The sequence below is a fragment of the Nitrosovibrio sp. Nv6 genome (assembly GCF_900110495.1).
In the GTDB taxonomy this organism is placed as follows: Bacteria; Pseudomonadota; Gammaproteobacteria; order Burkholderiales; family Nitrosomonadaceae; genus Nitrosospira.
In genome coordinates this window covers 16,104-38,972 of the sequence record NZ_FODX01000003.1, presented here as the reverse complement: position 1 = coordinate 38,972, position 22,869 = coordinate 16,104, and the positions used below count along the sequence as shown (strand labels likewise).

Below are 22,869 nucleotides of genomic sequence, written 5' to 3'. Positions count from 1 at the left end.
TTTGTCACCCCAGACCCGAAATCCACTTCTCATATAAGCGACAAGCGATCCGGTTCAGCGCCGATACTCGCTCAGCCAGACTCGTTTGGATTGCTTCTATCGATTCCACCGATGGCCCCGAACCAGCGGCGATTTCCGCGGCGCCTGTTTTGCACCAGGCTTTCATCATCTCTTCAGTCATTTCCACATGGCATTGCAGCGCCAGGTGGCTATCCATAGCGAATGCCTGGTTTTCGCAATAGGGGCTGGAAAGCAGAAGGGTGGCGTTCTCCGGAACGGTAAACTCTTCGCCATGCCAATGGAACGCCTCAAATACCGGCAGCTCTCCAAACCACATGCGGGCGACATGATTATCTGCGACGCTAACCTCACCCCAACCGATTTCCTTGACTGCGCTTCTCCTGACGATCCCTCCCAAGGCCTTCGACATCAATTGCCCGCCAAGACAATGGCCTAACACAGGAATATCATTCGTCACGGCCCGATGAATTAATGCAAGCGCCGGCTCGATCCATGGCAAACCGTCGTTGACGCTCATGGGGCCGCCCATGAATACCAGTCCGCTAAAATGATCGATACTGGCAGGGGGCATCTCACCAGCATCGATCTTGACGAGCTGCCAAGGGATAGAATGAGAATCGAGGAAAGTGGCCAGATATCCCGGACCTTCGATGGGAAAATGCCTGAAAATTGCAACGGGTTTCATTGAAATGCGCCGGCTTTCAGTTTACGCACTTGCTGGCAGCCCTCCGATTCTCGGCGTCGGCAGGAGTAGGTCATAGGGATGGCGCTTGTTCCGGACTGAGCGCATGTCAACAACGGATAGGAAGGATTAGAAAATTGCCCGGACCCAGCAGACCGGCGGACCCGGCGAATGCAGGATACTATAGGCCAGGCTTCCATGGCGCCACATCTGCATCCGCAATCATGCGTTGACCGGTAACGCGTACGCCATCAAAGTCCGCTCCTTCGTGAGCCCCAATGAGGTATGTTCCGCTCTCTACCAGGATTTCTACCTGTCCATTAGCCACGGCAACGGTGCCGCCGTTCGCGGATTTGCGGACACTGAAGCGGGTTCCGATATCCCTGATGTATGTTGTGCCCACTTTCAGCTGCAGCTTACCGGCACCTTGGCCCTTGGCGTCAAAATAAGCATTACCTCGCAGCAATTCGATCTGGGGAGGCTCGGCGTTGCTGACGGTAACGCTGCTGTCGGCATCCAGACTGATGTCGATCCCCGGCGTGGCGGTAACGGTCAACCGTTCTCCTGGTATGGTCTGGTGGATGCGGGTTGCCAACGGTTTGGCAATGAACCATGACATTAAACCAAGACCGAGAGCCGTGGTAGCAATGGAACCATGCAGCAGGAAGCTTCGCCATCGGGTGCGAGCAGCTAGAGCCATATAATCCTTGCCCTTGAGGTCACATAGCGCTTGTCACATTGTATGCCCATGCCTGAACTTCCCGCGATTGACATCATGCTCCAATTCTCACCATACTCCGGCCAGCGTTACTGTTTTGAGGGATCGGTAACAAACCCGATTCGTACTAAGCCGGCTTTTGCTGCAATAGACATCACCCGCGCCACATGTTCGTAGTCTACGCGCCCGTCGGCCCGAATATGCAGTTCGATATTGGGATTCTGTTGCGCCGCTTCGGTAAAGCGCGGCGCCAATTGGTCGACGGTGGTCGTTTCACCATTCCAGTAAAGGCTGGCATCTTCGCGAAGCGCGAATTCGATATGGTCTGGTTGCGTGATATTCGGACTGCTGGATGCTTTCGGTAAATCGACTTTAACCGAGTGCGTCAGCAATGGCGCCGTGATGATGAAGATCACCAGCAATACCAGCATTACGTCAACCAGCGGCACCACGTTGATTTCGGACATCGGTGCCTGACGATTGCTACTGTTCATGCTGCCAAATGCCATTACGACCTCCGTTCAGTGGGAGCAACTGCGGGGGAAACTATAGGTGCCACTACCCGCAACGACCGTTCATCCCCCGCGGAGCTATTGGTTTTGGTCCCAACTGCGATCAAGACGAAAAGATCATGTGCAAACGCGTCAAGGCGCGCCAGCCATATTCGATTACGCCGCACAAATGTGTTATATGCCAATACCGCCGGAATCGCAACAGCCAGTCCCAGCGCCGTCATTATCAGCGCTTCCCCTACCGGACCGGCTACTTTGTCCAGTGTTCCCTGGCCGGACAGTCCGATCTGCACAAGCGCGTGGTAAATACCCCATACCGTCCCGAACAAGCCAATATACGGTGCGGCCGAACCGGCTGAGGCAATCACTGTGAGTCCATTTTCCACGCGGGTGGCTTCCTGGTCGAGCCCGTTGCGTAATACACGTGTGATGAACTCGCTGGCACCGCCCGCAGCGGCCAGTTTCTGCAACCCGTGCTTTTCAGAGTCGACCGCCGCGTCCATCGCCTGTTGGGCGAGTTGCGCAAACGCATTATCGTCGGACCCTTCCTTCAGCGTGGAGTTCACCTCCTGTAGAGAACTCGCGCTCCAGAAACGCTTGAGAAAGGCGTCTGCGCGCCTTCCCGCCAGAAAATTGGAAATGCCTTTGGTGAGTATGAGGTACCAGCTCGCTACCGATAGCGCAAGCAGCAGTAAAAGCACACTGATGCCTACGCCATCGAGTTGGGCGAGAAAATTCGAGAAACCGAGACCTTTTTCCATTTGAATCAATCTCCTTGGAGTACAAAGTTGAAGGGTTGCAGCGCAATGGCGCGGACCGGCTGGCCATTGCGCATGGGCGGATTGCAGCGCCAGGTTTTCACTGCGGCCATGGCAGCCTCATCGAGACGTTTGAAACCACTGCTATTGGCTACTTGTGCCACGCTAACATGACCTTTTTCATCCAGTTCCACTCGTAACACCAGCTTTCCCTCTTCGCCAAGCCGGCGGGAAAGCGCGGGATAAGCAGGTGCGTTCAGTTGCGGGCATCCGACAGATAATTCGGAGGACAGCGTGACTGGTCCTGCCGGCATTTGCGGAGCAGGGGGTGCCACAGGCGCTTCCCGCACCGGTTCTGGATCTGGTTCGGGATCCGGTTCTACCGGGGGAGGGGGAGCAACAGGTTCGCTCTTGGACAATACCGGTGTTTCCGCCACCAATTGGCGTGATTTTGGCTTCTTCACCGGTTGAGGCTTGGGTACGGGAGGAGGCGGCTCAGGCTTGGATTCTTCCTTCGGCCTGGCTGAAGGGATGAAATCGACCATCAGTGTCACCAGCTGTTTTGGCGGGGGAATTATCTCCTGCTTGAACAGGTAGTAAAGCAGCGCCCCATGAATCGCAAGGACGAAAATCAGGCCAGGCAAAAAGGCTGGATTGTACTTCATTGCTTCGCGTTCAATGTCATGAGTCAGGTATGGCATTGCGGGCCAGCCACTCTTCGACAAATTTCCTGTTGACCAAGCCGGTCTTGACCTCGCGCTGGTGTTTCTGGTCATAAAAATAAGTCCGCGGCACCTCCCCGTACCAGCGGCCGTCAATTTCCAGGCGCAAACGTTCCGGCATCTCATCTGCAAAGACCCATTGCTCGGCCTTGCTCATCCCGTAGCTTTCCATTCGGGCGGCGAGTTGCGGCGTATCGCTTACCGCATCGGTAGCGATCAGCACGACGTCCAGCCTGGGATGGCTGCGTTTGAGTTCGCTAAGCATTTTAAGTTCAGTCGGACAATATTGACATTCGAGCGACCACAAAACGAGAACGAAAGGCTTGCCTTCACGAGGCGCAAGCACCTGCTGCAGGCTGCCTGCCGTAAAAGGACGAACGCTCTCGGCTGCGCCGGCGGCATTCATGAAAATCAGCATCAGCACTAAGGCTAAACGACGTATCATAGGACTGCCTCCACTGGATCGACTATGCAAAACGGTATGTCCGCGTTGGCCAGGAATAAATGGCGAAAAGGCTGCGCGCTTCATAATCGGTTGGCGAGCAGCCTGAACCTGGATTTGAAAATACCGAACACACTAGTAATGTAAATCTAATTAAGAATCAGTCGCAATCCAAGTTAAAATTTTACCACTAACCCGCAAATCTACGTATAGTAATATTCGTCATACCGGGGGTTTTTCCCTTTTGGCCAGATCCTCCATTAGCGCCAATTATCATGATAAGTGGGAAAAGTTGTCGTATCAATGCGACAAATTGTCGCATGTCCAAGTGGAAATCAACACTTGAAACGGTGCTGCAAAATTCCGGCATGGTTCGCACTCCATAGCAGGGATTGCAAAAATCAACTCATGAAACAAATAGATAATTGCCATTTCTCTAACACTGATTCGTCTTACAGCAAAACGAGGTCGCTAGACCAGTCGCATTGCTGGAGTTGACAGGTAGCGCCATAGCATTCTAATCTCGTAAAATTCAGTCTCTGCTACCGGTATGCCAGCAGCCGTAATGACCCTGCTTTTTGGCAAACTGTTCCGGCAAACCGAAAAAAATTTGCTAACATTGCGGCGGGGCGCGGAGCCTCTGCTTTTTTTTCTTCCCATAGGCAAATTGTCCTGGCTACTCAACAGGAATTGTCCAATTTTCTGGCTGAAGCCGAACGGCGCGCCTATAAGCAGGCATTGTTCGCGGTACGAGACGAACATCTGGCGCTGGATATTGTTCAGGACTCCATGACCAAGCTCGTCGAGAAATATGCCGCCAAGCCATTGGAAGAGCTGCCTCTCCTGTTTCAGCGGATTCTGCAAAATACCATACGCGACTTTTACCGGCGGCAGAAAACTCGCTCCTTATGGACTACCCTGTTTTCATCGTTCATGCCTCGCAACCGGGAAACGGAAAGCGACGAATACGATCTACTCGAAACTTTGCAATCGGACGGGGCGTCTAATTTTGGCAAACCGCATGAACAATTAGAACAATCACAACTTATTGGCCTGCTGGAGAAGGCAATTAAAACCCTTCCCGTGCGTCAACGAGAAGCTTTTCTCCTGCGTTACTGGGAGGAGATGAATGTTACAGAAACGGCAAAGATTATGGGATGTTCTGAAGGAAGCGTGAAGACTCACTGCTCGCGTGCGGCCCATGCTCTTGCTACCATGCTGAAAAAAGATGGAATTGAGCTATGAGTGAGCCGGAAATAGGGACAAAAATTGCGCGGCTACTGGATCGCGGTCTGGATGACATGAAGCAGGGTACCTTAAACCGCCTTGAGTCTGCGCGCCGAGCTTCCCTTGAGAATTACCACATGAGAGAGACAGTGGTTGGTGTCGGTCACGGGCATGGCGGGCAGGGCGCCTCTGCGAGGAGTGGGCACGAGTGGCATTCCAGAACCGCCAAGCTGCTATCAGCGATCGCGCTACTGTTTGCCCTGGGAGGTGTCGCCTATTGGCAGGCTCTCCAGCAGAGTGATGAAAATGAGGATATTGACATAATGCTACTTGTCGATGATCTGCCTATAGACGCCTATCTCGACGATGAGTTCGATGAATGGCTAGATCATTAGCAGCGGCAGTGTTCTGGTCATGCTTGTCATTATCTGCCCTGTCTGAAGCCGGCCAGCCTTCATGGGAGAAGCTGAAGCCTCAGCAACGGGAGGTCCTGGCTCCGCTTGCTGAAGAGTGGAACGACATGGACTCCGCAAAAAAGAAGAAGTGGCTTGGCATTGCCAAACGCTATCCGGAAATGACACCTTCGGAGCAGCAGCGTGCCCAGTTGCGGATGCGCGACTGGTATTCGCTGACTCCCGAACAGCGCGAGCTGGTGCGTGAGAAGTATAAGACGATCAAAAAATTGCCGCCGGACAAGCGTCGCGAAATAAAGCAGAAGTGGCGTGAATATGAGCAACTGCCCGAAGCCGGAAAGGGGCAATAGGCCCGGAAAAGGCCATCGGCCGGAGGGGCAATAGCCGGGGAGCAGTGAGCTCTCTGTGCCTTCCCGCCGTTCTCTGTCATTTGAGCACCATAATAAGAAAAGACGAAAGCGCTTCTGAATGAATCCTCTGAAATGGTAAAAACCTCCGCACCTGGATTGTGGCGGCGGTTGCTGAGCATGCTTTATGAATTACTGATTCTGATTGCGGTTTTATTTATCGCCAGTTTCGCTTTTCATCTTGTATTCCGGGATACTGGTTCTGTTTTTTTTCGCCCAGCATTCCAGCTTTACCTCCTGCTGATAGCCGGTATTTATTTCACCTGGTTCTGGACCCACGGTGGACAAACACTGCCCATGCAGACCTGGAAGCTCCGTGTGGTCACCGCCGCCGGGGAACGGCTTCATCTGAAGCAGGCGCTTGCGCGTTATTTATTTGCAGTAATCGGGATTTTTTTCTTCGGCGGCGGAATACTTTGGGCATTATTCGACCGGGATGGTCTATTCCTGCACGACCGGCTCGCAGGCACCAGGATCGTGAGAATTGAGGGATGAGATGGAACCGGGATCAGGCCTGGGAAACTGAAGCTTCAGCTTCCTCCCTGGCTGTGCTTGTAGATAGCGCAGGTAGAATTTTTTGAGCATTTCCCGGCAAGTCCGGCGCGGTGACCCGGATTTATTCGAACGCTCCTTAAGCAGTTCCTCCTACCGTTAATCCATCTATGCGCAGCGTAGGCTGACCAACGCCCACCGGCACGCTCTGGCCTTCTTTACCGCAGGTACCGACGCCTGGGTCCAGCGACATATCATTGCCAATCATCGAAACGCGCGTAAGTACATCGGGACCGTTGCCTATAAGGGTGGCGCCTTTCACCGGATAGGAAATCTTCCCGTTTTCGATCATGTATGCTTCCGCTGCGGAAAACACGAATTTTCCACTGGTGATATCCACTTGGCCCCCGCCAAAATTCACCGCATATAAACCATGTTTTACTGAAGCAATGATCTCTTCAGGGCTTTTGTCGCCGTTCAGCATATAGGTGTTGGTCATACGCGGCATCGGGATATGAGCAAACGACTCACGTCTGGCGTTGCCCGTCACGGGCACATTCATGAGCCGCGCATTCAGGCTATCCTGCAAATAACCCTTGAGTATCCCGTTTTCGATCAACACTGTGCATTGCGTGGGATTTCCCTCGTCATCAATATTAAGCGAACCGCGCCGTCGCGCAATCGTGCCATCATCCACTACCGTAACGCCTGTTGCAGCAACGCGTTCACCGATACGGCCAGCGAATGCGGAACTTCCCTTGCGGTTGAAATCCCCTTCAAGTCCATGGCCGATCGCCTCATGCAACAGTATGCCGGGCCAGCCGGCACCAAGTACTACAGCCATGGTTCCAGCGGGCGCGGGTTTTGCGCCCAGATTGACAATAGCCTGATGCACTGCCTTGGCGGCATAGTCGCGCAGTACGTCGTCGGTAAAATAAGCGTAATCGAAACGTCCGCCACCGCCCGCCACCCCCTGCTCACGATTCCCGTTTTCTTCGGCGATGACTTGCACCGAGATTCGCACAAGAGGCCGCACATCCGCCGCCAGGAGACCGTCACTGCGCGCCACCAGCACCACTTCGTATTCTCCCGCCAGAGATGCCATAACCTGGATAACACGCTTGTCCATGGCACGCGCATAACCTTCCAGCTTTTCGAGCAACGCCACCTTGTCCGTGTCTCTCAGGCTCGCGATAGGGTCCTCTGGAAGGTAAAGTTCACGCCCTTTGCTGCGTCTGACCGCTTGTACCGATTGTTCTACACCGTGACGGGCAATGGCACGGGTTGCCTGGGCTGCCGAGGCAAGGGCGGGCATGCTGATATCGTCTGAATAGGCGAACGCAGTCTTGTCGCCACTTACGGCGCGGACGCCAACACCCTGATCAATATTAAAGCTGCCGGATTTGACTATGCCTTCTTCCAGCGCCCAGCCTTCGGCACGGCTATATTGAAAATACAGATCGGCGTACTCGACATGGTGCGTAAGCATCTGGCCAAATACCTTTTGTAACCCGGCGGCATCTATCTGGTGGGGCGCGAGTAAACAATTATTGGCGGTGGCGAAGAGATCGTTGGGCTGGATGAGGGATTCTGTAATCATGATATCCGGTAGACAAAAAAAACGGCGATAGATTCAACAGTGATGCAAGGTACGGTGACTCAATGCCGGCAGGCTATTGCGCAAGCTGGCCTGGTATTCCGGATTGATATCCGCGATCACGACTCCTGATCCGCGCGGAAGGCGATTGAGCACGACGCCCCAGGGGTCGACGATCATGCTGTCTCCATGGGTTTCCCGTCCATTGATATGATAACCTCCCTGAGCGGGCGCAACGACATAGGCGAGATTTTCAATAGCGCGGGCACGAATCAGGGTTTCCCAGTGAGCCTTGCCGGTTGTTGCGGTGAAAGCCGCTGGAGCGAAAATAATATCCACTTTACCCATGGAGCGGTAGAGCTCGGGAAACCGCAAATCATAACAAATGGAAAGGCCGATACGGCCAAACGGCGAGTCCAGGGCAACGACGCTGCAACCCGCTTCGATCGTTTCTTCCTCCGCGTAGCGTTCGTTCCCAAGCTCCAGGCCAAATAGATGTATCTTGTCGTAGCGAGCAACCTGCTGTCCTTTGTCATCATACACGAGGCAGCTATTTCGTACCTTGTCCGGATTCGAGGACTCCAGGGGTACGGAACCGCCCACCAGCCAGATTCCGAGACGTTTCGCAATATTGCTCAGGAATTGCTGTATGGGTCCGCTATTAACCTGCTCACGCGCCGCCACCCTGTCGGCATCCTTCATGCCCATAATGCAAAAATATTCCGGCAGTGCGGCCAGCTTCGCCCCCTGAGCGGCGGCGACGGCAAGCAGCCGGGCGGCTTCCTCCAAATTGCCGGGTATATTGGGCCCCGCCGACATCTGAATGGCGGCAACACGAATAGAACCGTCGGGGGCCTGACAAGTATTTGGGTTCTCAAGCATATTTATGACAAAGATTCATGGGCAGCGATAATAAGCGCCAAGCCACTTATATACCTATACTCGGCGCTACGTAAAAGGTGCGCTGAACGCAGGAAAACAGAGTAACTTAAAATGATGATCATATAAACCCTTAAAGCATTATGGCATTGATATCCTTCACCACCATTTTTGAATCCGTTGTCTTTGCCTGAGTGCCCGTTGCAAATGAATCGAATCCCGATTTCGAGTGTCCCTTCCGAGAACTGCATCCAATTGTAATGCCGGTGCCTGGCTGTAGACATCAGGGCGCGTGTTCGATGGACTCATGCGCATGCCGTGGGATTTTGGTTACGACCGGATCGGCCCAGGTACCAGTAATATTGTATTCGTTGGATGTGGTCGGGTTTTGCAATGCCGTGCTTGCAATCACAGTCGCCATGCCGACAACCGGAGTGGCCAAGCCGAATGACGGTGTGACTCTGATATGAAGTTTTTGCGTTTCCGCTTCAAGATTCATCTCGCCGTTCATAATGACCTTTGCAGCCGGTCCTTCGATTCGGAGATCCTCGGTAAATGCCACGCCTCGGGTAATTTTTACGTCCCCGGAGATGTCGTCAAACCCGAAACCCTCGCTGAACACATCATGAAAGTCCAATGTGATCCTTCGCGGCAGGGCCCGAAGGCTGAAAATGCCGAATAATCTGCCGATCCCGGGCTCGAATTTGGGAAACTGTCCTCGTCTGGCGTTCAGCTTGAAGTTCCCGGACAAGGTAGCGTAATCTATCGACTGAGGGCCGCCATGCCACGACAACATGCCCTCAAGGCTTCCGCTGCCGCGTTTTACGCGATCAGGATGGCCGAGGCGCGTCAAGAACTTGCCAATATCGTCCGCTTGCAGCGTGAGAGTAGCCTCTACGCGGGGTGGTACCGTTCGATTCCGCCATACGCCTCGGATCATTATTGAGCTGTCCGGATTCGTTATGTGCAATTTCTCGATTTGCCAATTCCTGCCATGCTGATCAGCTATGAGTTCCAGTTTTCCCAACTGTATCTCGTCGACCAGGAAATGGTCTGCTGTGACGTCAAGCGCGGGCAGGTTTTTTAACTGCTGCGCTTGTGCCGTCACGCCCGGATCAGGACGAGGAGAGGCCGCGGGAACGATCAGTCTGTTGAGTCGGGCCACGATCTTGCCATTACCGGACGGGTCCCAGGTGACACCACCGTTGATCTCATTGCTTGCTATGGTGGAATACCAGAACATGTCCTCCTTGTCGGCTTTCAGCGTGACATCGTTCAGGCGCCTGCCCAGAAAGTCGAGTGCACCAATGTGGAGGTTGATGCCGGTCAGACCGAAAGAAGGTCCCGGTTCGTTATTGAATTCCTTCAGCAAGCGACGCCAGCGATCCAGATTCAGCAACGGTACTGCACCGGTCACCGATATACCCGAATTTTCGGACAGAACAACAGGGGTGGGGCCGAAATTGACTGTGCCCCGCTCTGCATGATATTCCCCCGTGCCGTCCCGGATACGTTCAATTGTGGCCGTAACCTGGCTGCCAACACTCAGATTCAGTTCATCCAGATCCTGGCCGCTGGCTTTTCTTTCGAAACGCAGAGGTACGGCATCGCTGGCGGTCTTGGAGAGGGGCGCGGGCAGATCGGACATAATGCCATGCAATGATGATTCGATGGATACGTTCACCAACTTGTCGCGCATATGGAGGTTAGCTCGCCAATCGGTGCTGCCGTGCAAATGACGTACCCATAACGGTGCGGGGCCCGTAACCCTTTCCTGCGGCGGTTGATATAGATTGTCGAGGTTAATCCTGCCAATGGCTGATAACTCCATGCTTCCGTCCGGCTTATCCGTGGAACTGATGAGCACGGGTCCGCCGAGGAGCCGGGCGGTTATATTTTCGACCTTGATCCCGGCGCGGGTAAAAGTCATTACGCCGTTAATGCTATGCAGGTTGGGTATATTCGGGCTGGCGTCAATCTGATTATCGGTGAATTGATAATTACCTGCCAGGCTGGCTGCTTCAGGACGATGCAGGGGAATATCAAGCTTGAGCAGCAGCCTCCCATTTCCGGTAATGCCGATTTTGTCGACAAGGCGGTTATCGTAGCTGTCGGCCGTGCTCGCCGCAGCGAATTTGAGGAACTGCCGAGTGGGGCCGTTCGCTTCAATTTCGCTTCTCAGCATTGCGTCGGCGGCAGTCATGTCGGCAATTCGCAACTTCGCTTTGCTTAGGGTCGTGCCAAAGATATCGGCTTGCGACGCATCGAATTCCATGCGGCTGCCGTGAAAATGCAAGTCTCCCGACATGTTTTCTATCCGTGGCCACCCGGTGATGTTATCGAGCGTCACTCCCGATGCTTTCGCATGCATCTTGAAAACGCCATTATCATCACCCCCAAAAGGAAACCGCCCCAGGTCGCCCTTGAGGTGGAGCCGGGTATCGAAAAACCTCCCCTCGACAATCGATTCCTCAAGCCGGTCGCGAGAGTGTCGATCTACGCCCATTGGCATATAGTCCAGTAGATAGCGTGCATCCGCCCGCGTCACATGACCTGTCAGGTCAATGATCCCGGGTCCATCAGGTGTGGTACGGTAATTTCCGTAAGCCAACCCGGCAGCGTGGGTATTGGAAAACGATATATTATTGAAGGTGAAGGCGATTGAATCCTTATCGGGCAGGATCTTCCAGTCGGCTTGGCCCGTGAAGGTGTCCAATGCCAGCGGCTCGCGAAATACATCAGGCAGTTCCAATACGGCATTTTGAGAGTTTAGGTTCAGTGTGCCGCCTCGCTCGGTAATGTCGATATTACCGGTAATACCGCTGAATGCGGGCAGGCGCTCCAATCTCAGGCCCAGGTTGGTAAAACTCCCTTTTGTGCTGAAGTATGAAGGCCTTGGCAATTCACCGTTCCATTGGGCACGCAGATAATGAATGTCTCCACGCGGTGAGGTTCGGCCAAGTTGTTCGCGCAATGATGCATCGATTGGCAGATATTGAGCCAGGCTTCCAAGAATTTCCAATCTTGAGTCATCGATAATCAGCTTTCCGCTACCCGATTTTTCACCATAAGCGGGAATCGTTTGCAGCAAAAAACTTACAGGCTGTAATTCTCGTTCCCGACTTCCATGTATGGAAGTTCGCAATTTTTGTGCGAAAAATTCTGCCCCTTTTTTCGTTCCGTCGTTTATTTTTTTCCACCCGACTCTACCTTGCAAGCGGACAAGGTTCAATTCGGGCAGATCCGGCGCCAACTGGGCTTGAACATCATGCAGGCGCATATCGACCGTCAATTTCGTCATGTCTGCGCCGTTAATTCCAGCCCACAGACGTAGTGCCCCAATGCCGCGATTCAACTTGATTTCCGGGGGAAAGGGCAGCCAGATACGCCAGGCGGCAATATCGGCACGATTTATTTGCATGAACAGCCGGCCCCGCCATAATTCCGAGTTGATTAAAGACCCGCCAGTAAAATCCCCGCGCATATCCAGTTGTGCGGCAAGCTCGGCGGGAGGGGTGGCGCGCATACCAAACCGATGGCGATCGCCACGATTCTCCAGGCGCAGGTTGACTAGCAGTTCCAGTTCGGCCGCGCCGCGCTGGTCGTCCTGCCAGAGGATGCTGGCGTTATTGATCGTGACTCGTCTCTGATTCAAAAGCCAGTCGGAAAAGCCGTCTTCGCTTGCAGTCAGTTCCTTGTTGAGCGCGAATCCGGCAACATGGATCATACCTGCGGCATCGCGGCGCACGATCAGGTCGGGTTGTTCGATCGCGACTTCGCGAAAGAGCAGTTCGCCGTGTAATACCGAGCGCCACGAAACTGTGCCTTCCAGGCGATGCAGCAGCAGCGTAATATCGCCCTCTCGATCATGTATCTTTACCGCGCCCAGCATCATATGAGGGCGAAATCCATCCCAGTTCGCGGTGATCTCACCTATGGTGATGTGCTGCCCGGAAGCCTGGCTGATGGCGGAAGCGATGTTTTCACGGTACTGCTCTATGTCGGGCAGGAGCCAGTAGCGTAGTGATAACAGCAACAGGGAAAAACAGGCCGCGACAGCGATCAGCACCCACGTCAACAACCGGAACAAAAAGCCGCCACGCCGTGCAAGAGGTGAAATTACTGATGGGTTCAATAAATAGTTCCGGTTTATAGACTTTGGACGCTGCGACTTCTATCATTGCGGACGGCACAGCCGTTCAAAGCCCGGGTACGAAACAGCGAACGGCAGCGATAAAACGCTTAGATACAGGCACCCGGTCTTTGTTCAATCCTGTGGACAGGCCGGATGGCGAAGCGGATAGGCGGAAACATGCCACTCGAATACCGTTTTTCAGTTTATTGTAACCCGAATTCTCAACCATGCATGGCGATCATCCAGCCGGAGCAATAATCGAGTCAATCCTGCCATTCAGCCGTTACATTCAGCGCCTGGTGGAGAGCGAGCCCGAGTTACTGGCCGAGCTCAAGGAAGGTTTGCAGCGGCCTTTCTTGCGAGAGGAAATGCAGGCCTTTCTGGATGCGGACTGCAATATCGCAAATGACGAAGAGGCCCTTCACAGCGTATTGCGGAGCTTGCGCAAGCGCGTAATGCTGCGCCTGGCCACGCGGGATCTTGGCGGACTGGCCAGTCTTGTCGAGGTTATGGCCACTATGACCGACTTGGCAGAGCTCGCCATCAGCTTTGCACTCGGGCATCTTCAGACCTGGTTGACTGATCCCGCCCGCTACGGCCAGCCCAGGAGCGCGGAAAACACGGTTCAGGAAATGCTGGTAGTCGCGATGGGCAAGCTGGGTGGTGCCGAGCTCAACGTTTCCTCGGATGTGGACTTGATTTTCGTATATCCGGAAGACGGGGAAACCACGGGGTACAGATCTGTTTCCAATCATGATTTTTTTGCTCGCCTGGGGCGCAAGCTGATTGCCAGCCTCAACGACATTACGACGGATGGTTATGTTTTTCGCGTGGATATGCGGCTGCGCCCCTATGGCGAAAGCGGCCCGTTGGCAATGAGCTTCGCCATGCTGGAAGAGTACTTCATTACCCAGGGACGCGAGTGGGAGCGCTACGCCTGGATCAAAAGCCGTGTAATAGCCGGTCCGTATGCGGAAAGACTCGTCCTCATGGAACAGGTAACGCAACCGTTCGTGTTCCGGAAATATCTCGATTTCGGCGCCTACGAATCCATGCGGGGTCTGCACGCGCAAATACGCCAGGAGGTGAATCGCCGCGAGATGTCCGGGAATATCAAGCTCGGACCAGGCGGCATTCGTGAGATCGAGTTCATTGCCCAGTTATTTCAATTGATCCGCGGCGGGCGTGACGCCGATTTACGCATCCGCTCCACACTTGACGTATTGGGTCGGCTGCGGGAAAAACAGCAACTATCGGAAAAAGCTGTAACAGAACTCTCGGAAGCTTATTGCTTCCTGCGCAAACTGGAACATCGCATACAGTATCTGGACGATCAACAAACCCAGATGCTGCCGGAAATTCCAGCGGATCAGTCCTTGATAGCCGCTTCCATGGGTTTTTCCTGCTATTACGAATTTCTGAAGCAGCTCGATAGCCATCGCGGCAATGCCGCGCGTCATTTTGAGAGGGTATTTGCGGCTCCGGGGGAATCGCAAGCCCCTAACGGGCTTGCGTGGTTGTGGCAGGATAGGGACAGCGGGGACGGTGGAGATGGCGAGGACGCCGGGGACGATGGCGGGACCGAATCCGCAGCGGCCGCTGCACAGCTGATTTCAATGGGATTCTCCAGTCCCCGGACAATTCTTGGGCGTTTACAGGAATTTCGTAAAGGTGCGCGCTATCGGCAATTGCCGGAATCCAGCAAGAAGCGAGTTGATGCACTTATACCAGCCTTGATCGAGGTGTCGGCCAAGTTTACGCCCGCGGATGTCACGCTGGAGCGTTTATTGCAATTGCTGGAAAATGTGAGCCGGCGCGCAGCCTATCTCGCGCTGCTGCGGGAGTATCCCAAGGCCCTGGAACGGGTGGCCAAACTTGTCAGCGCAAGTGAATGGGCAAGTGAATATCTGAGCCAGCACCCGATTTTGCTGGACGAGTTGCTTAATCCCGGCGATTTTCAAAGCGCGCCCGACTGGTCCCGATGCAGAGCAAGATTAATTCAGCAATTAAATGATGCTGCCGGTATCAGAGGCAATGACACCGAGCAGCAGATGGACGTGCTGCGGCATTTTCACCACGCCCAGGTATTTCAATTGCTGGCCAGGGATGTCGAAGGATTGCTACCGCTGGAGACCTTGAGCGATCATTTGACCGAGTTGGCGGATCTGGTACTCGATAATGTATTGCATCTCGCCTGGTCCGGATTGAGAAGGAAGCATCGGGATAAACCTGCTTTCGGCATCATCGGCTACGGCAAGCTCGGCGGCAAGGAGTTGGGCTATGCATCGGATCTCGACATCATTTTTCTGTATGACGATACTCATCCCGATGCACCGGAGATATATGCCAGGCTGAGCCAGCGCATCAATTCCTGGCTTACCAGTTACACCTCAGCCGGACTGCTGTACGAAACCGACCTGCGTTTGCGCCCTAACGGGAGTAGCGGATTGCTGGTAAGTTCCATCCAGGCTTTTGAGCAATACCAGCGAAACCAGGCCTGGGTATGGGAGCATCAGGCGCTGACGCGGGCCCGGTTTGTGGTCGGGGATGCTCGTGTGGGAGAAGCTTTCGAGCGCATTCGCAAGGAAGTTCTTTGCCAGCGGCGAGAACTGGCGGTACTGAAGGGCGAGGTCCTGGCGATGCGGCAAAAAATTCTCGATGCCCACCCGAATTCGAGTGGGCTGTTCGATGTCAAGCATGACCGTGGCGGCATTATTGATGTTGAGTTCATCGTGCAATATCTGGTTCTCGGCTACGCTTTCAAATATCCGGAATTGACCAGCAATCTTGGTAACATTGCGCTGCTGAAACTCGCGGGAAAACTGGGACTTATCCAGATGCGTACCGCCGAACGCGCGCTCAGCGCCTATCGGGAATTCCGGCGCGTGCAGCATCGGCTAAGATTAAGTGGGGATTCGGGACTGACGGGAATACCTCCACCGGACAGCAAATCACAAAAGTTTGCGCGGGTTGAAACAGATTATGTGAGAGAGGGCTTTACAGCAGTGTTGCGGTTATGGGATGAGGTGTTTGGCACAACTCATTTTTAGTTACTCGTTCATCCCGTCTACCCTCGCCGGGTTTTGTTGCCGACAGAGATGGTTGGGTTCACTTCACTTATATGAAGTGCGCACCTGCGCCTCATTTTTCACATAAAAATGGGTTAGAATATGCGAATCTAAATTCTCTCCGGAGTCCTCTGAATGTCAATGGCTGACCGCGACGGCGTGATCTGGAGCGATGGAAAAATAATCCCGTGGCGCGACGCAACCACACATGTGCTTACCCACACTCTCCACTACGGCCTCGGTGTATTCGAGGGCCTGCGGGCCTACCAGACGCCCCGGGGCCCCGCAATCTTCCGTCTGCAGGAACATACCGATAGGCTGTTCAATTCGGCGCATATTTTCATGATGAAAATGCCTTATGACAAGGCGACGCTGATGCAAGCCCAGCGTGATATGGTCAGGCAGAACAAGCTGGAATCGTGTTATATCCGGCCGATTGTTTTTTATGGCTCCGAAGCCATGGGAATTTCCGCCAGAACGATTTCGGTGCATGTGGCTATCGCTGCCTGGTCATGGGGGGCTTACCTGGGCACCGAAGGCTTGGAAAACGGCATTCGCGTCAAGACATCCTCATTTTCGCGTCATCATGTCAACGTTAACATGTGTCGCGCCAAGTCAGTCACCACTTATGCTAATTCAATATTAGCCCACCAGGAAGTTGCCAATGACGGCTATGACGAAGCGCTGTTACTGGATGTGGACGGCTACGTGGCGGAAGGGGCAGGCGAAAACATATTCATCGTCAAGCGCGGCAAGCTTTATACCCCCGACATGACTTCCTGTCTGGAAGGTATTACGCGCGCTTCCATCATAGAGTTTGCGGGAGAAATCGGAATTCCCGTAATCGAAAAAAGAATCACCCGTGATGAGGTTTATTGTGCTGACGAGGCGTTTTTCACCGGTACCGCAGCGGAAGTGACCCCGATTCGTGAACTTGATAATCGCAGGATAGGCGAGGGAAAGCGCGGTCCGGTCACGGCCAGGCTGCAAGCCATGTTTTTCGACTGTGTCAGCGGCAAGACCGAGAATCATGCCGACTGGCTTACTTACGTCTGATCTGCGGCTGATCATATCGACATCTGATCCATATCCGGTATTACCACTGAGGAAACAGCTGATGCAGAACCAGGCTAACAATAACAAACAGCGTCAAATCGAAATTGCTGCTGATGATTTGCCCCTTCATTGCCCAATGCCGTCCATGCTCTTATGGAATTCGCATCCCCGTGTATTCCTGCCGATAGAAGATACAGGCGAGGCACTGTGCCCCTACTGCGGAACACGTTACATGCTTAAGGGTGGTGCAGTGGCAGGTCATCACTGACCAACAATTATTTGAATACCAGAACTTAAGGAAGCCGAAACGAGCCGTAGTTGCTGCTTGCTCGTATTGATTGAGCTACGCCGGATTATTGTACCAACCTCACGCTTATCTCATGCAAAAACTCCCGCACGAAATTTTCAAGGCCTACGATATCAGAGGTATTTTCGGAAAAACACTGACCGCCGATATCGTCGAAGCCATTGGTCAGGCTATTGGATCCGAAGCACGGGCCCGCGGACTTGCAGCGATAGCGATAGGCCGCGACGGCAGATTGTCGGGTTTGGAACTGGCGCAGGCACTGGCGAGGGGTTTGCAAAAAAGCGGCGTCAATGTGATAGATGTGGGGATGGTGGCCACCCCCATGCTCTACTTTGCCGCGCATACACTGTGCAATTATTCCGGTGTGATGGTGACCGGAAGCCATAATCCGCCTGAGTATAACGGCTTGAAAATGGTGCTGGGCGGCGAAACCCTTGCGGCGGAATCCATCCAGGCCTTGCGTCGGCGTCTCGAAAATGATGACTTCGCTTACGGGAATGGCGATTACCAAAAGCATGATATTGCCGAAACATACCTTCAGCGCATCACCGGCGACGTCAGGCTGATGCGGCCCATGAAGATTATTGTCGACTGTGGTAACGGCGTCCCCGGTGCTTATGCGCCAAGCTTGTACCGCAGACTGGGATGCGAGGTCACTGAATTGTTTTGCGAAGTCGACGGGACCTTTCCCCATCATCATCCCGATCCCTCCGTACCTGAAAACCTGCGAGACCTGATCCAGGCCCTTAAAACCACCGATGCGGAAATAGGGCTTGCATTCGACGGTGATGGTGATCGCGTGGGCGTGGTTACCAAGAGCGGCAGTATTATCTATCCCGATCGCCAGTTGATGCTGTTCGCTGCCGATGTATTGGCCCGAAATCCAGGAGGACGGGTTATTTTCGATGTGAAGTGTACCCGCAACCTGGCGCCCTGGATCGAGCAGCACGGCGGTGAGCCTATCATGTGGAAAACAGGGCATTCCTTTATCAAGGGAAAACTGAAAGAAACTGGTGCGTTACTTGCCGGGGAGATGAGCGGTCACATATTTTTCAACGAACGCTGGCTCGGATTCGATGATGGGCTTTACGCAGGCGCACGTCTGCTGGAGCTGCTCAGTTCCAAAGCCGATATCAACGCTGCGCTAAACGAAATTCCCGACGCGCTTAGCACACCGGAGCTGCAGATCAAATTGGAAGAGGGGGAAAACTACGCGGTTATCGCAGAATTACTGAAAACCGCGCGCTTTGATGGTCCGGAACGCGTCATCACGACCGATGGATTGCGGGTCGAATACAAAGATGGCTTCGGCCTGGCGCGCTCATCCAATACGATGCCGGTGATTGTGCTACGCTTCGAAGCAGACAATGAGGCAGCGTTAAACCGAATACAGCGGGATTTTTGCCGGGTTATTTTACAGATCAAACCGGATGCGAAACTGCCATACTAGATAGACCGTGGAGGTCCTGCTTCGGCCTGTCAGTAGGTCGCGCAGTATCAAATCGAGTATTCTGGAAAGTTGGGTAATACGTTAAAAATGAGACTTTATTAATATCATGATGAACTGGGGAGAAAATACTAAAACCAGCGTTCTGTTTGTCTGCATGGGCAACATCTGTCGTTCTCCCACTGCGGAGGCTGTGTTCCGACAACAGGTCAAGACCGCAGGCTTCGAAAAAGCAATTCACATCGATTCTGCAGGTACTCATGATTATCACGTTGGTCAGCCGCCGGACGAGAGGGCTCAGAAAGCGGCGGGGCGGCGAGGGTATGATACGAAGGAGTTGCGCGCGCGCCAGGTACACGAAAAGGATTTCGAGGTTTTTCATTACATCCTGGCGATGGATAGAGCCAATCTTGCCGTACTTGAACGGGAATGCCCACCTCAGTACAGCCATAAACTGGGATTGCTGATGCAGTACAGTGAAAGGTTTTCCAAGGGTATGGAAGAAGTACCTGATCCTTACTTTGGAGGAAGCCAGGGTTTCGAGCACGTGCTGAACATGGTGGAGGAAGCAGGGCGAGGATTGCTCAACCGGATTTGTAACGAAAAATAGCGGAACTTATATCACCGTGGACGAGCGGCCATGGTGTAGTGTATTAAAAAAAGGCGGGGTATTACCCGCCTTTTTTTAGGATGCTGGTTTTACTTATGTGTCTCAACCTGCACCAGCGGTTCATCCTGCTCCATTACCGCCGGAGGAGGAGTTCTTTTCCGCCGCCGCTGCGCCGGTGTGGGTTCTCCCCCTGCATCGGGTTCGGCTGGTTTTACTTTTTCCGGTAGGGTTTCAATCATGATAAGACCGCTTGCAGCCAGGTTCAGCGGTTCGATCACGGGCGTTGGCCGAAGCGGCTGGGTCTCCGGCTGCTCGGGCACAGAAACGCCTGCTTCGATTTCAGCCACGGCTACCCCGCTTTTTGTTTTATCAATTTCCTCCTCGGACGGCCCTGGTACGTTTGTAATAGCGGCGGGCAGGTTTACCGCTGGTTCCTCCTGGGGTTTCTCGCCAACTTCCTCGCGGGGCTCCTCGCCAGCTTTCTCGACGAACTCCTCATTGTGCTCCTGAGTGCGCTCCATGATGGACTCCTGAGCGGTCTCTTGAATGGGCTCCGGAACCGGTTGCCGCTTCAGTAGTTCAGCTTCCGGCTCAGCTTCCGGTTCAGTTAATATTGGCACTACCGGTGCTTTAGCCGGTGATGGCTGTACAGTTGCCGGCTCGGTTTCATCTACCTTCGAGGATTCAGAAGGTGGCGTACCGGTTGCTTCCAAAGATGCCTCTGCTGCCTGCAGCGGAGGGAGGGTAAGGATAAGCGCCGATGTTTCCTGTATCGATGGGGAAGGCGCCTCCAATACGGGGCTTTCGTCACGCATTACCTGGTCAGCTTCCTGCTGGAGATGGGCGTCTTTGGAAACTCCCAGCTTGTTTTCGCGAGCAGGGCGCTCTGAACGTTCCCCCCGGTCACGCTGCCTTCCACCACGACGACGGCGGCGCCCGCTGTCTTCACCTTGCTGTTGCAGGATATCTTCAGTCGCAGGCTGCTGCTCTTCTGGCGATAGCTTGAGTTCGGTCCGGATTTTCTCTTCGCGTGGCGGCCGCACGTGTTTTTTTTGAGCGAAGCGTTCACTCTGTGGCTTCGCTTCGCTACGTTCCGCGCGCTGAGGCGCAGCTTCCCGAGCCTGTTTCAAAGACCCAACGGCAACCTTGGCCGTAGCACCGCTGACTTCGCCGCCACGCTCGCCCCGGTCGTCCCGGCCAGGCTGGGCAACACGGGGTGTTTTTTCATATTCGCCATCGCGTCCTTCCCGTCCACGATCCCTTCGTCCGCGTACCCGCTCCGGACGCTGCGGGGCAGCCGTTATCTGTTCCGGCCGCGCATTTTTTTCTGCTGTTCCCATCTGCTTGAACCAGTTAAAAATCCTGTCCAGAAGGGGGACCTGCTCGGGTTCATGCTGCGCGATTCGCTCACGTATCGGAGCGGGCTGTGATGGCGTAATGCCTCGTACTGCGGCTTGTTGCCGGGCCGGTTTGATTTCCTGTGAAGTTGACGGCAATGAAATTTCCTGTACTGGCTTTTCAACCAACTGGTAGCTGGTCTGAATTTCGCCAAGTTTCACGTCATCATGGCGCAGGCGGGTAATGTTGTAGTTTGGCGTTTCGAGATGGACGTTCGGAATCAGTACCACACTTACCTTCAACCGAGCTTCAATCGCATGAATCTCCGCACGTTTCTCGTTTAATAAGTAAGTGGCCACATCAACCGGTACCTGGACATGAAGCACGGCAGTATTCTCTTTCATCGCTTCCTCCTGAATAATCCTGAGGATATGCAACGCAGAGGAATCAGTGCCGCGAATGTGACCGGTTCCGTGACAACGCGGGCAGGAAATGTAACTGCTCTCGCCCAACGAAGGGCGCAAGCGCTGGCGCGATAATTCCAGCAAACCAAACCGGGAAATCTTGCCCATTTGCACACGTGCGCGGTCGTAACGCAATGCGTCATGCAGCCGGTTCTCTACCTCACGCTGATTGCGAGCGATTTCCATATCGATAAAGTCAATCACAACGAGCCCGCCCAGGTCACGCAGGCGTAATTGCCGCGCGATTTCCTCAGCGGCTTCCAGATTCGTGTTCAACGCGGTTTGCTCGATATCGGTACCACGCGTGGCACGTGCCGAGTTCACATCAACTGACACCAGTGCTTCGGTATGATCAATAACGATGGCGCCGCCGGAAGGCAGCGTTACCTGGCGTGAATAAGCAGTCTCAATCTGATGCTCAATCTGAAAACGTGAGAATAGTGGCACGTCGTCGCGGTAGAGCTTGACGCGGCCGACATTAGCCGGCATTACGTGGCTCATGAACTGGCACGCCTGTTCGTAGATGCTTTCAGTATCAATCAGGATTTCGCCAATCTCCTGATGAAAATAATCGCGTATGGCGCGTATTACCAGACTACTTTCCTGATAAATCAGGAAAGCGCCACTTTGACTGCTGGAAGCATCTTCAATGGCACGCCACAGTTGCAGCAAATAATTCAAATCCCACTGCAGCTCTTCTTCGCTACGTCCTATTCCGGCGGTGCGGGCTATAATACTCATGCCAGGAGGAATGGTCAGTTGCGACATGACATCGCGCAGTTCCGCACGGTCTTCACCCTCTATGCGGCGTGACACACCCCCGCCGCGTGGATTGTTGGGCATCAGAACCAGATAACGGCCGGCCAGGGAAATATAGGTCGTGAGCGCGGCTCCCTTCGTCCCACGTTCATCTTTATCGACCTGAACGATGAGTTCCTGACCTTCATGGAGTGCGTCCTGAACGCGGACACGGGCTGAGTCCGGACTTTCCTTTAAATAAGAGCGGGAAATTTCCTTGAATGGCAGAAAGCCGTGCCGCTCGCCGCCGTACTCGACGAAAGCGGCTTCGAGGCTAGGCTCGAGACGGGTTATAACTGCTTTATAGATGTTGCTCTTGCGTTGTTCCTTGCCGGCGGATTCAATGTCGAGATCAATAAGTTTTTGACCATCGACAATGGCGACACGCAGTTCCTCCGGCTGTGTCGCATTAAATAACATGCGTTTCATTTTATGCCTCCCGCGCTCTGGTCACGGGTAGACAGCCTACGTGCGAGGACAAGACGTCCTGCGCGCGTATACGAGAGCTTTTAGTCAGGTAACTTGGTCATGGTGTCGGAATGCTTTGTCTAAAATGACTTTAAGATGACTATTTCTCTGGCTTGTCACTATGGTCCTGCTTTTTTCGCAAGCAGAACCAGAAAATTAAGTTTCAATCAGGCTTCGACTACGGCTGCCCGCGAGCAGGCGCTACGAAACTGAAAACTGAAATCGACGTGTGCTTTGAGCGCGTATCCATTACTATCGCTACTTTATTGGTGAGCGACGTTAACCAGATTCGGGGTTGTGCCCTTATC

19 protein-coding genes are annotated in these 22,869 nt (G+C 53.8%); 9 read left to right on the top strand and 10 right to left on the bottom strand.

What is annotated here, in order from left to right:
* Positions 1 to 4: 4 nt before the first annotated feature.
* The 6 genes from BMX66_RS08880 to BMX66_RS08855 form a co-directional block, all read right to left on the bottom strand.
* Positions 5 to 706, bottom strand: coding sequence for a type 1 glutamine amidotransferase (locus tag BMX66_RS08880; RefSeq protein WP_090881229.1), 702 nt, complete (start codon positions 704 to 706; stop codon positions 5 to 7).
* A 178-nt stretch (positions 707 to 884) separates the two neighbouring features.
* The gene (locus tag BMX66_RS08875) at positions 885 to 1,403 is read right to left on the bottom strand and encodes a FecR domain-containing protein (RefSeq protein ID WP_090881226.1); all 519 of its coding nucleotides are present in this window, start codon (positions 1,401 to 1,403) and stop codon (positions 885 to 887) included.
* Positions 1,404 to 1,510: 107 nt separating this feature from the next.
* The gene (locus BMX66_RS08870; protein WP_090881223.1) at positions 1,511 to 1,930 is read right to left on the bottom strand and encodes an ExbD/TolR family protein; all 420 of its coding nucleotides are present in this window, start codon (positions 1,928 to 1,930) and stop codon (positions 1,511 to 1,513) included.
* Entirely contained in the window at positions 1,930 to 2,694 is a 765-nt protein-coding gene (locus BMX66_RS08865; protein ID WP_090881220.1) for a MotA/TolQ/ExbB proton channel family protein, read from the bottom strand. Before BMX66_RS08865 ends, BMX66_RS08870 begins: the two co-directional genes overlap by 1 nt.
* A 5-nt stretch (positions 2,695 to 2,699) precedes the next feature.
* Positions 2,700 to 3,392 carry an energy transducer TonB gene (locus BMX66_RS08860; protein ID WP_255398879.1) on the bottom strand — a complete coding sequence of 231 codons (693 nt, stop codon included), beginning with the start codon at positions 3,390 to 3,392 and terminating at the stop codon, positions 2,700 to 2,702.
* Positions 3,373 to 3,858, bottom strand: a complete 486-nt coding sequence (locus tag BMX66_RS08855; RefSeq protein ID WP_090881218.1) for a TlpA family protein disulfide reductase — start codon at positions 3,856 to 3,858, stop codon at positions 3,373 to 3,375. Before BMX66_RS08855 ends, BMX66_RS08860 begins: the two co-directional genes overlap by 20 nt.
* Before the next feature lie 669 nt (positions 3,859 to 4,527).
* On the opposite strand from BMX66_RS08855, the gene BMX66_RS08850 reads away from it, so the two are divergent.
* The 4 genes from BMX66_RS08850 to BMX66_RS08835 all read left to right on the top strand — a co-directional run bounded on the left by BMX66_RS08850 (position 4,528) and on the right by BMX66_RS08835 (position 6,397).
* Positions 4,528 to 5,100: an RNA polymerase sigma factor gene (locus BMX66_RS08850; RefSeq protein WP_090881215.1), complete on the top strand. Its 573-nt coding sequence runs from the start codon at positions 4,528 to 4,530 to the stop codon at positions 5,098 to 5,100.
* Complete coding sequence (locus BMX66_RS08845) at positions 5,097 to 5,477, top strand: DUF3619 family protein (protein WP_090881212.1); 381 nt, start codon at positions 5,097 to 5,099, stop codon at positions 5,475 to 5,477. The genes BMX66_RS08850 and BMX66_RS08845 overlap by 4 nt, the downstream gene beginning before the upstream one ends.
* Positions 5,462 to 5,845 carry a DUF3106 domain-containing protein gene (locus BMX66_RS08840; RefSeq protein ID WP_090881209.1) on the top strand — a complete coding sequence of 128 codons (384 nt, stop codon included), beginning with the start codon at positions 5,462 to 5,464 and terminating at the stop codon, positions 5,843 to 5,845. The genes BMX66_RS08845 and BMX66_RS08840 overlap by 16 nt, the downstream gene beginning before the upstream one ends.
* A gap of 132 nt (positions 5,846 to 5,977) precedes the next feature.
* Positions 5,978 to 6,397, top strand: coding sequence for an RDD family protein (locus tag BMX66_RS08835; protein ID WP_090881206.1), 420 nt, complete (start codon positions 5,978 to 5,980; stop codon positions 6,395 to 6,397).
* 136 nt (positions 6,398 to 6,533) lie between these two features.
* Here BMX66_RS08835 and tldD read toward each other — a convergent pair whose 3' ends face one another.
* From tldD to BMX66_RS08820, 3 genes are all read right to left on the bottom strand, one after another.
* Positions 6,534 to 7,994, bottom strand: a complete 1,461-nt coding sequence (gene tldD, locus BMX66_RS08830) for a metalloprotease TldD (protein ID WP_090881203.1) — start codon at positions 7,992 to 7,994, stop codon at positions 6,534 to 6,536.
* A gap of 33 nt (positions 7,995 to 8,027) precedes the next feature.
* Positions 8,028 to 8,873, bottom strand: a complete 846-nt coding sequence (locus BMX66_RS08825; protein ID WP_090881200.1) for a carbon-nitrogen hydrolase family protein — start codon at positions 8,871 to 8,873, stop codon at positions 8,028 to 8,030.
* Between the two features lie 280 nt (positions 8,874 to 9,153).
* Complete coding sequence (locus BMX66_RS08820) at positions 9,154 to 13,005, bottom strand: YhdP family protein (RefSeq protein ID WP_255398878.1); 3,852 nt, start codon at positions 13,003 to 13,005, stop codon at positions 9,154 to 9,156.
* Between the two features lie 227 nt (positions 13,006 to 13,232).
* On the opposite strand from BMX66_RS08820, the gene glnE reads away from it, so the two are divergent.
* The 5 genes from glnE (at position 13,233) to BMX66_RS08795 (ending at position 19,493) form a co-directional block, all read left to right on the top strand.
* Positions 13,233 to 16,055 (top strand): bifunctional [glutamate--ammonia ligase]-adenylyl-L-tyrosine phosphorylase/[glutamate--ammonia-ligase] adenylyltransferase, encoded by a 2,823-nt coding sequence (gene glnE, locus BMX66_RS08815; protein WP_090881197.1) that lies wholly within the window; start codon positions 13,233 to 13,235, stop codon positions 16,053 to 16,055.
* A 153-nt stretch (positions 16,056 to 16,208) separates the two neighbouring features.
* Complete coding sequence (locus BMX66_RS08810) at positions 16,209 to 17,129, top strand: branched-chain amino acid transaminase (RefSeq protein ID WP_090881194.1); 921 nt, start codon at positions 16,209 to 16,211, stop codon at positions 17,127 to 17,129.
* Positions 17,130 to 17,190: 61 nt separating this feature from the next.
* Positions 17,191 to 17,397 (top strand): zinc-finger domain-containing protein, encoded by a 207-nt coding sequence (locus BMX66_RS08805; RefSeq protein ID WP_090881191.1) that lies wholly within the window; start codon positions 17,191 to 17,193, stop codon positions 17,395 to 17,397.
* A 112-nt stretch (positions 17,398 to 17,509) separates the two neighbouring features.
* The gene (locus BMX66_RS08800; protein WP_090881189.1) at positions 17,510 to 18,886 is read left to right on the top strand and encodes a phosphomannomutase/phosphoglucomutase; all 1,377 of its coding nucleotides are present in this window, start codon (positions 17,510 to 17,512) and stop codon (positions 18,884 to 18,886) included.
* Between the two features lie 106 nt (positions 18,887 to 18,992).
* A complete protein-coding gene (locus BMX66_RS08795; RefSeq protein WP_090881186.1) occupies positions 18,993 to 19,493 on the top strand; it encodes a low molecular weight protein-tyrosine-phosphatase in 501 nt (166 codons plus the stop codon).
* An 89-nt stretch (positions 19,494 to 19,582) separates the two neighbouring features.
* On the opposite strand, the gene BMX66_RS08790 is transcribed toward BMX66_RS08795, so the two are convergent.
* A complete protein-coding gene (locus BMX66_RS08790; RefSeq protein ID WP_090881183.1) occupies positions 19,583 to 22,522 on the bottom strand; it encodes an Rne/Rng family ribonuclease in 2,940 nt (979 codons plus the stop codon).
* Between the last annotated feature and the right edge of the window lie 347 nt (positions 22,523 to 22,869).

Excerpts from the sequence above, each read along its gene's own strand:
- BMX66_RS08880 (WP_090881229.1), bottom strand. The coding sequence starts at position 706 with ATGAAACCCGTTGCAATTTTCAGGCATTTTCCCATCGAAGGTCCGGGA.
- BMX66_RS08875 (WP_090881226.1), bottom strand. The coding sequence starts at position 1,403 with ATGGCTCTAGCTGCTCGCACCCGATGGCGAAGCTTCCTGCTGCATGGT.
- BMX66_RS08870 (WP_090881223.1), bottom strand. The coding sequence starts at position 1,930 with ATGGCATTTGGCAGCATGAACAGTAGCAATCGTCAGGCACCGATGTCC.
- BMX66_RS08865 (WP_090881220.1), bottom strand. The coding sequence starts at position 2,694 with ATGGAAAAAGGTCTCGGTTTCTCGAATTTTCTCGCCCAACTCGATGGC.
- BMX66_RS08860 (WP_255398879.1), bottom strand. The coding sequence starts at position 3,392 with ATGCCATACCTGACTCATGACATTGAACGCGAAGCAATGAAGTACAAT.
- BMX66_RS08855 (WP_090881218.1), bottom strand. The coding sequence starts at position 3,858 with ATGATACGTCGTTTAGCCTTAGTGCTGATGCTGATTTTCATGAATGCC.
- BMX66_RS08845 (WP_090881212.1), top strand. The coding sequence starts at position 5,097 with ATGAGTGAGCCGGAAATAGGGACAAAAATTGCGCGGCTACTGGATCGC.
- BMX66_RS08840 (WP_090881209.1), top strand. The coding sequence starts at position 5,462 with ATGGCTAGATCATTAGCAGCGGCAGTGTTCTGGTCATGCTTGTCATTA.
- BMX66_RS08835 (WP_090881206.1), top strand. The coding sequence starts at position 5,978 with ATGGTAAAAACCTCCGCACCTGGATTGTGGCGGCGGTTGCTGAGCATG.
- tldD (WP_090881203.1), bottom strand. The coding sequence starts at position 7,994 with ATGATTACAGAATCCCTCATCCAGCCCAACGATCTCTTCGCCACCGCC.
- BMX66_RS08825 (WP_090881200.1), bottom strand. The coding sequence starts at position 8,873 with ATGCTTGAGAACCCAAATACTTGTCAGGCCCCCGACGGTTCTATTCGT.
- glnE (WP_090881197.1), top strand. The coding sequence starts at position 13,233 with ATGCATGGCGATCATCCAGCCGGAGCAATAATCGAGTCAATCCTGCCA.
- BMX66_RS08810 (WP_090881194.1), top strand. The coding sequence starts at position 16,209 with ATGTCAATGGCTGACCGCGACGGCGTGATCTGGAGCGATGGAAAAATA.
- BMX66_RS08805 (WP_090881191.1), top strand. The coding sequence starts at position 17,191 with ATGCAGAACCAGGCTAACAATAACAAACAGCGTCAAATCGAAATTGCT.
- BMX66_RS08800 (WP_090881189.1), top strand. The coding sequence starts at position 17,510 with ATGCAAAAACTCCCGCACGAAATTTTCAAGGCCTACGATATCAGAGGT.
- BMX66_RS08795 (WP_090881186.1), top strand. The coding sequence starts at position 18,993 with ATGATGAACTGGGGAGAAAATACTAAAACCAGCGTTCTGTTTGTCTGC.
- BMX66_RS08790 (WP_090881183.1), bottom strand. The coding sequence starts at position 22,522 with ATGAAACGCATGTTATTTAATGCGACACAGCCGGAGGAACTGCGTGTC.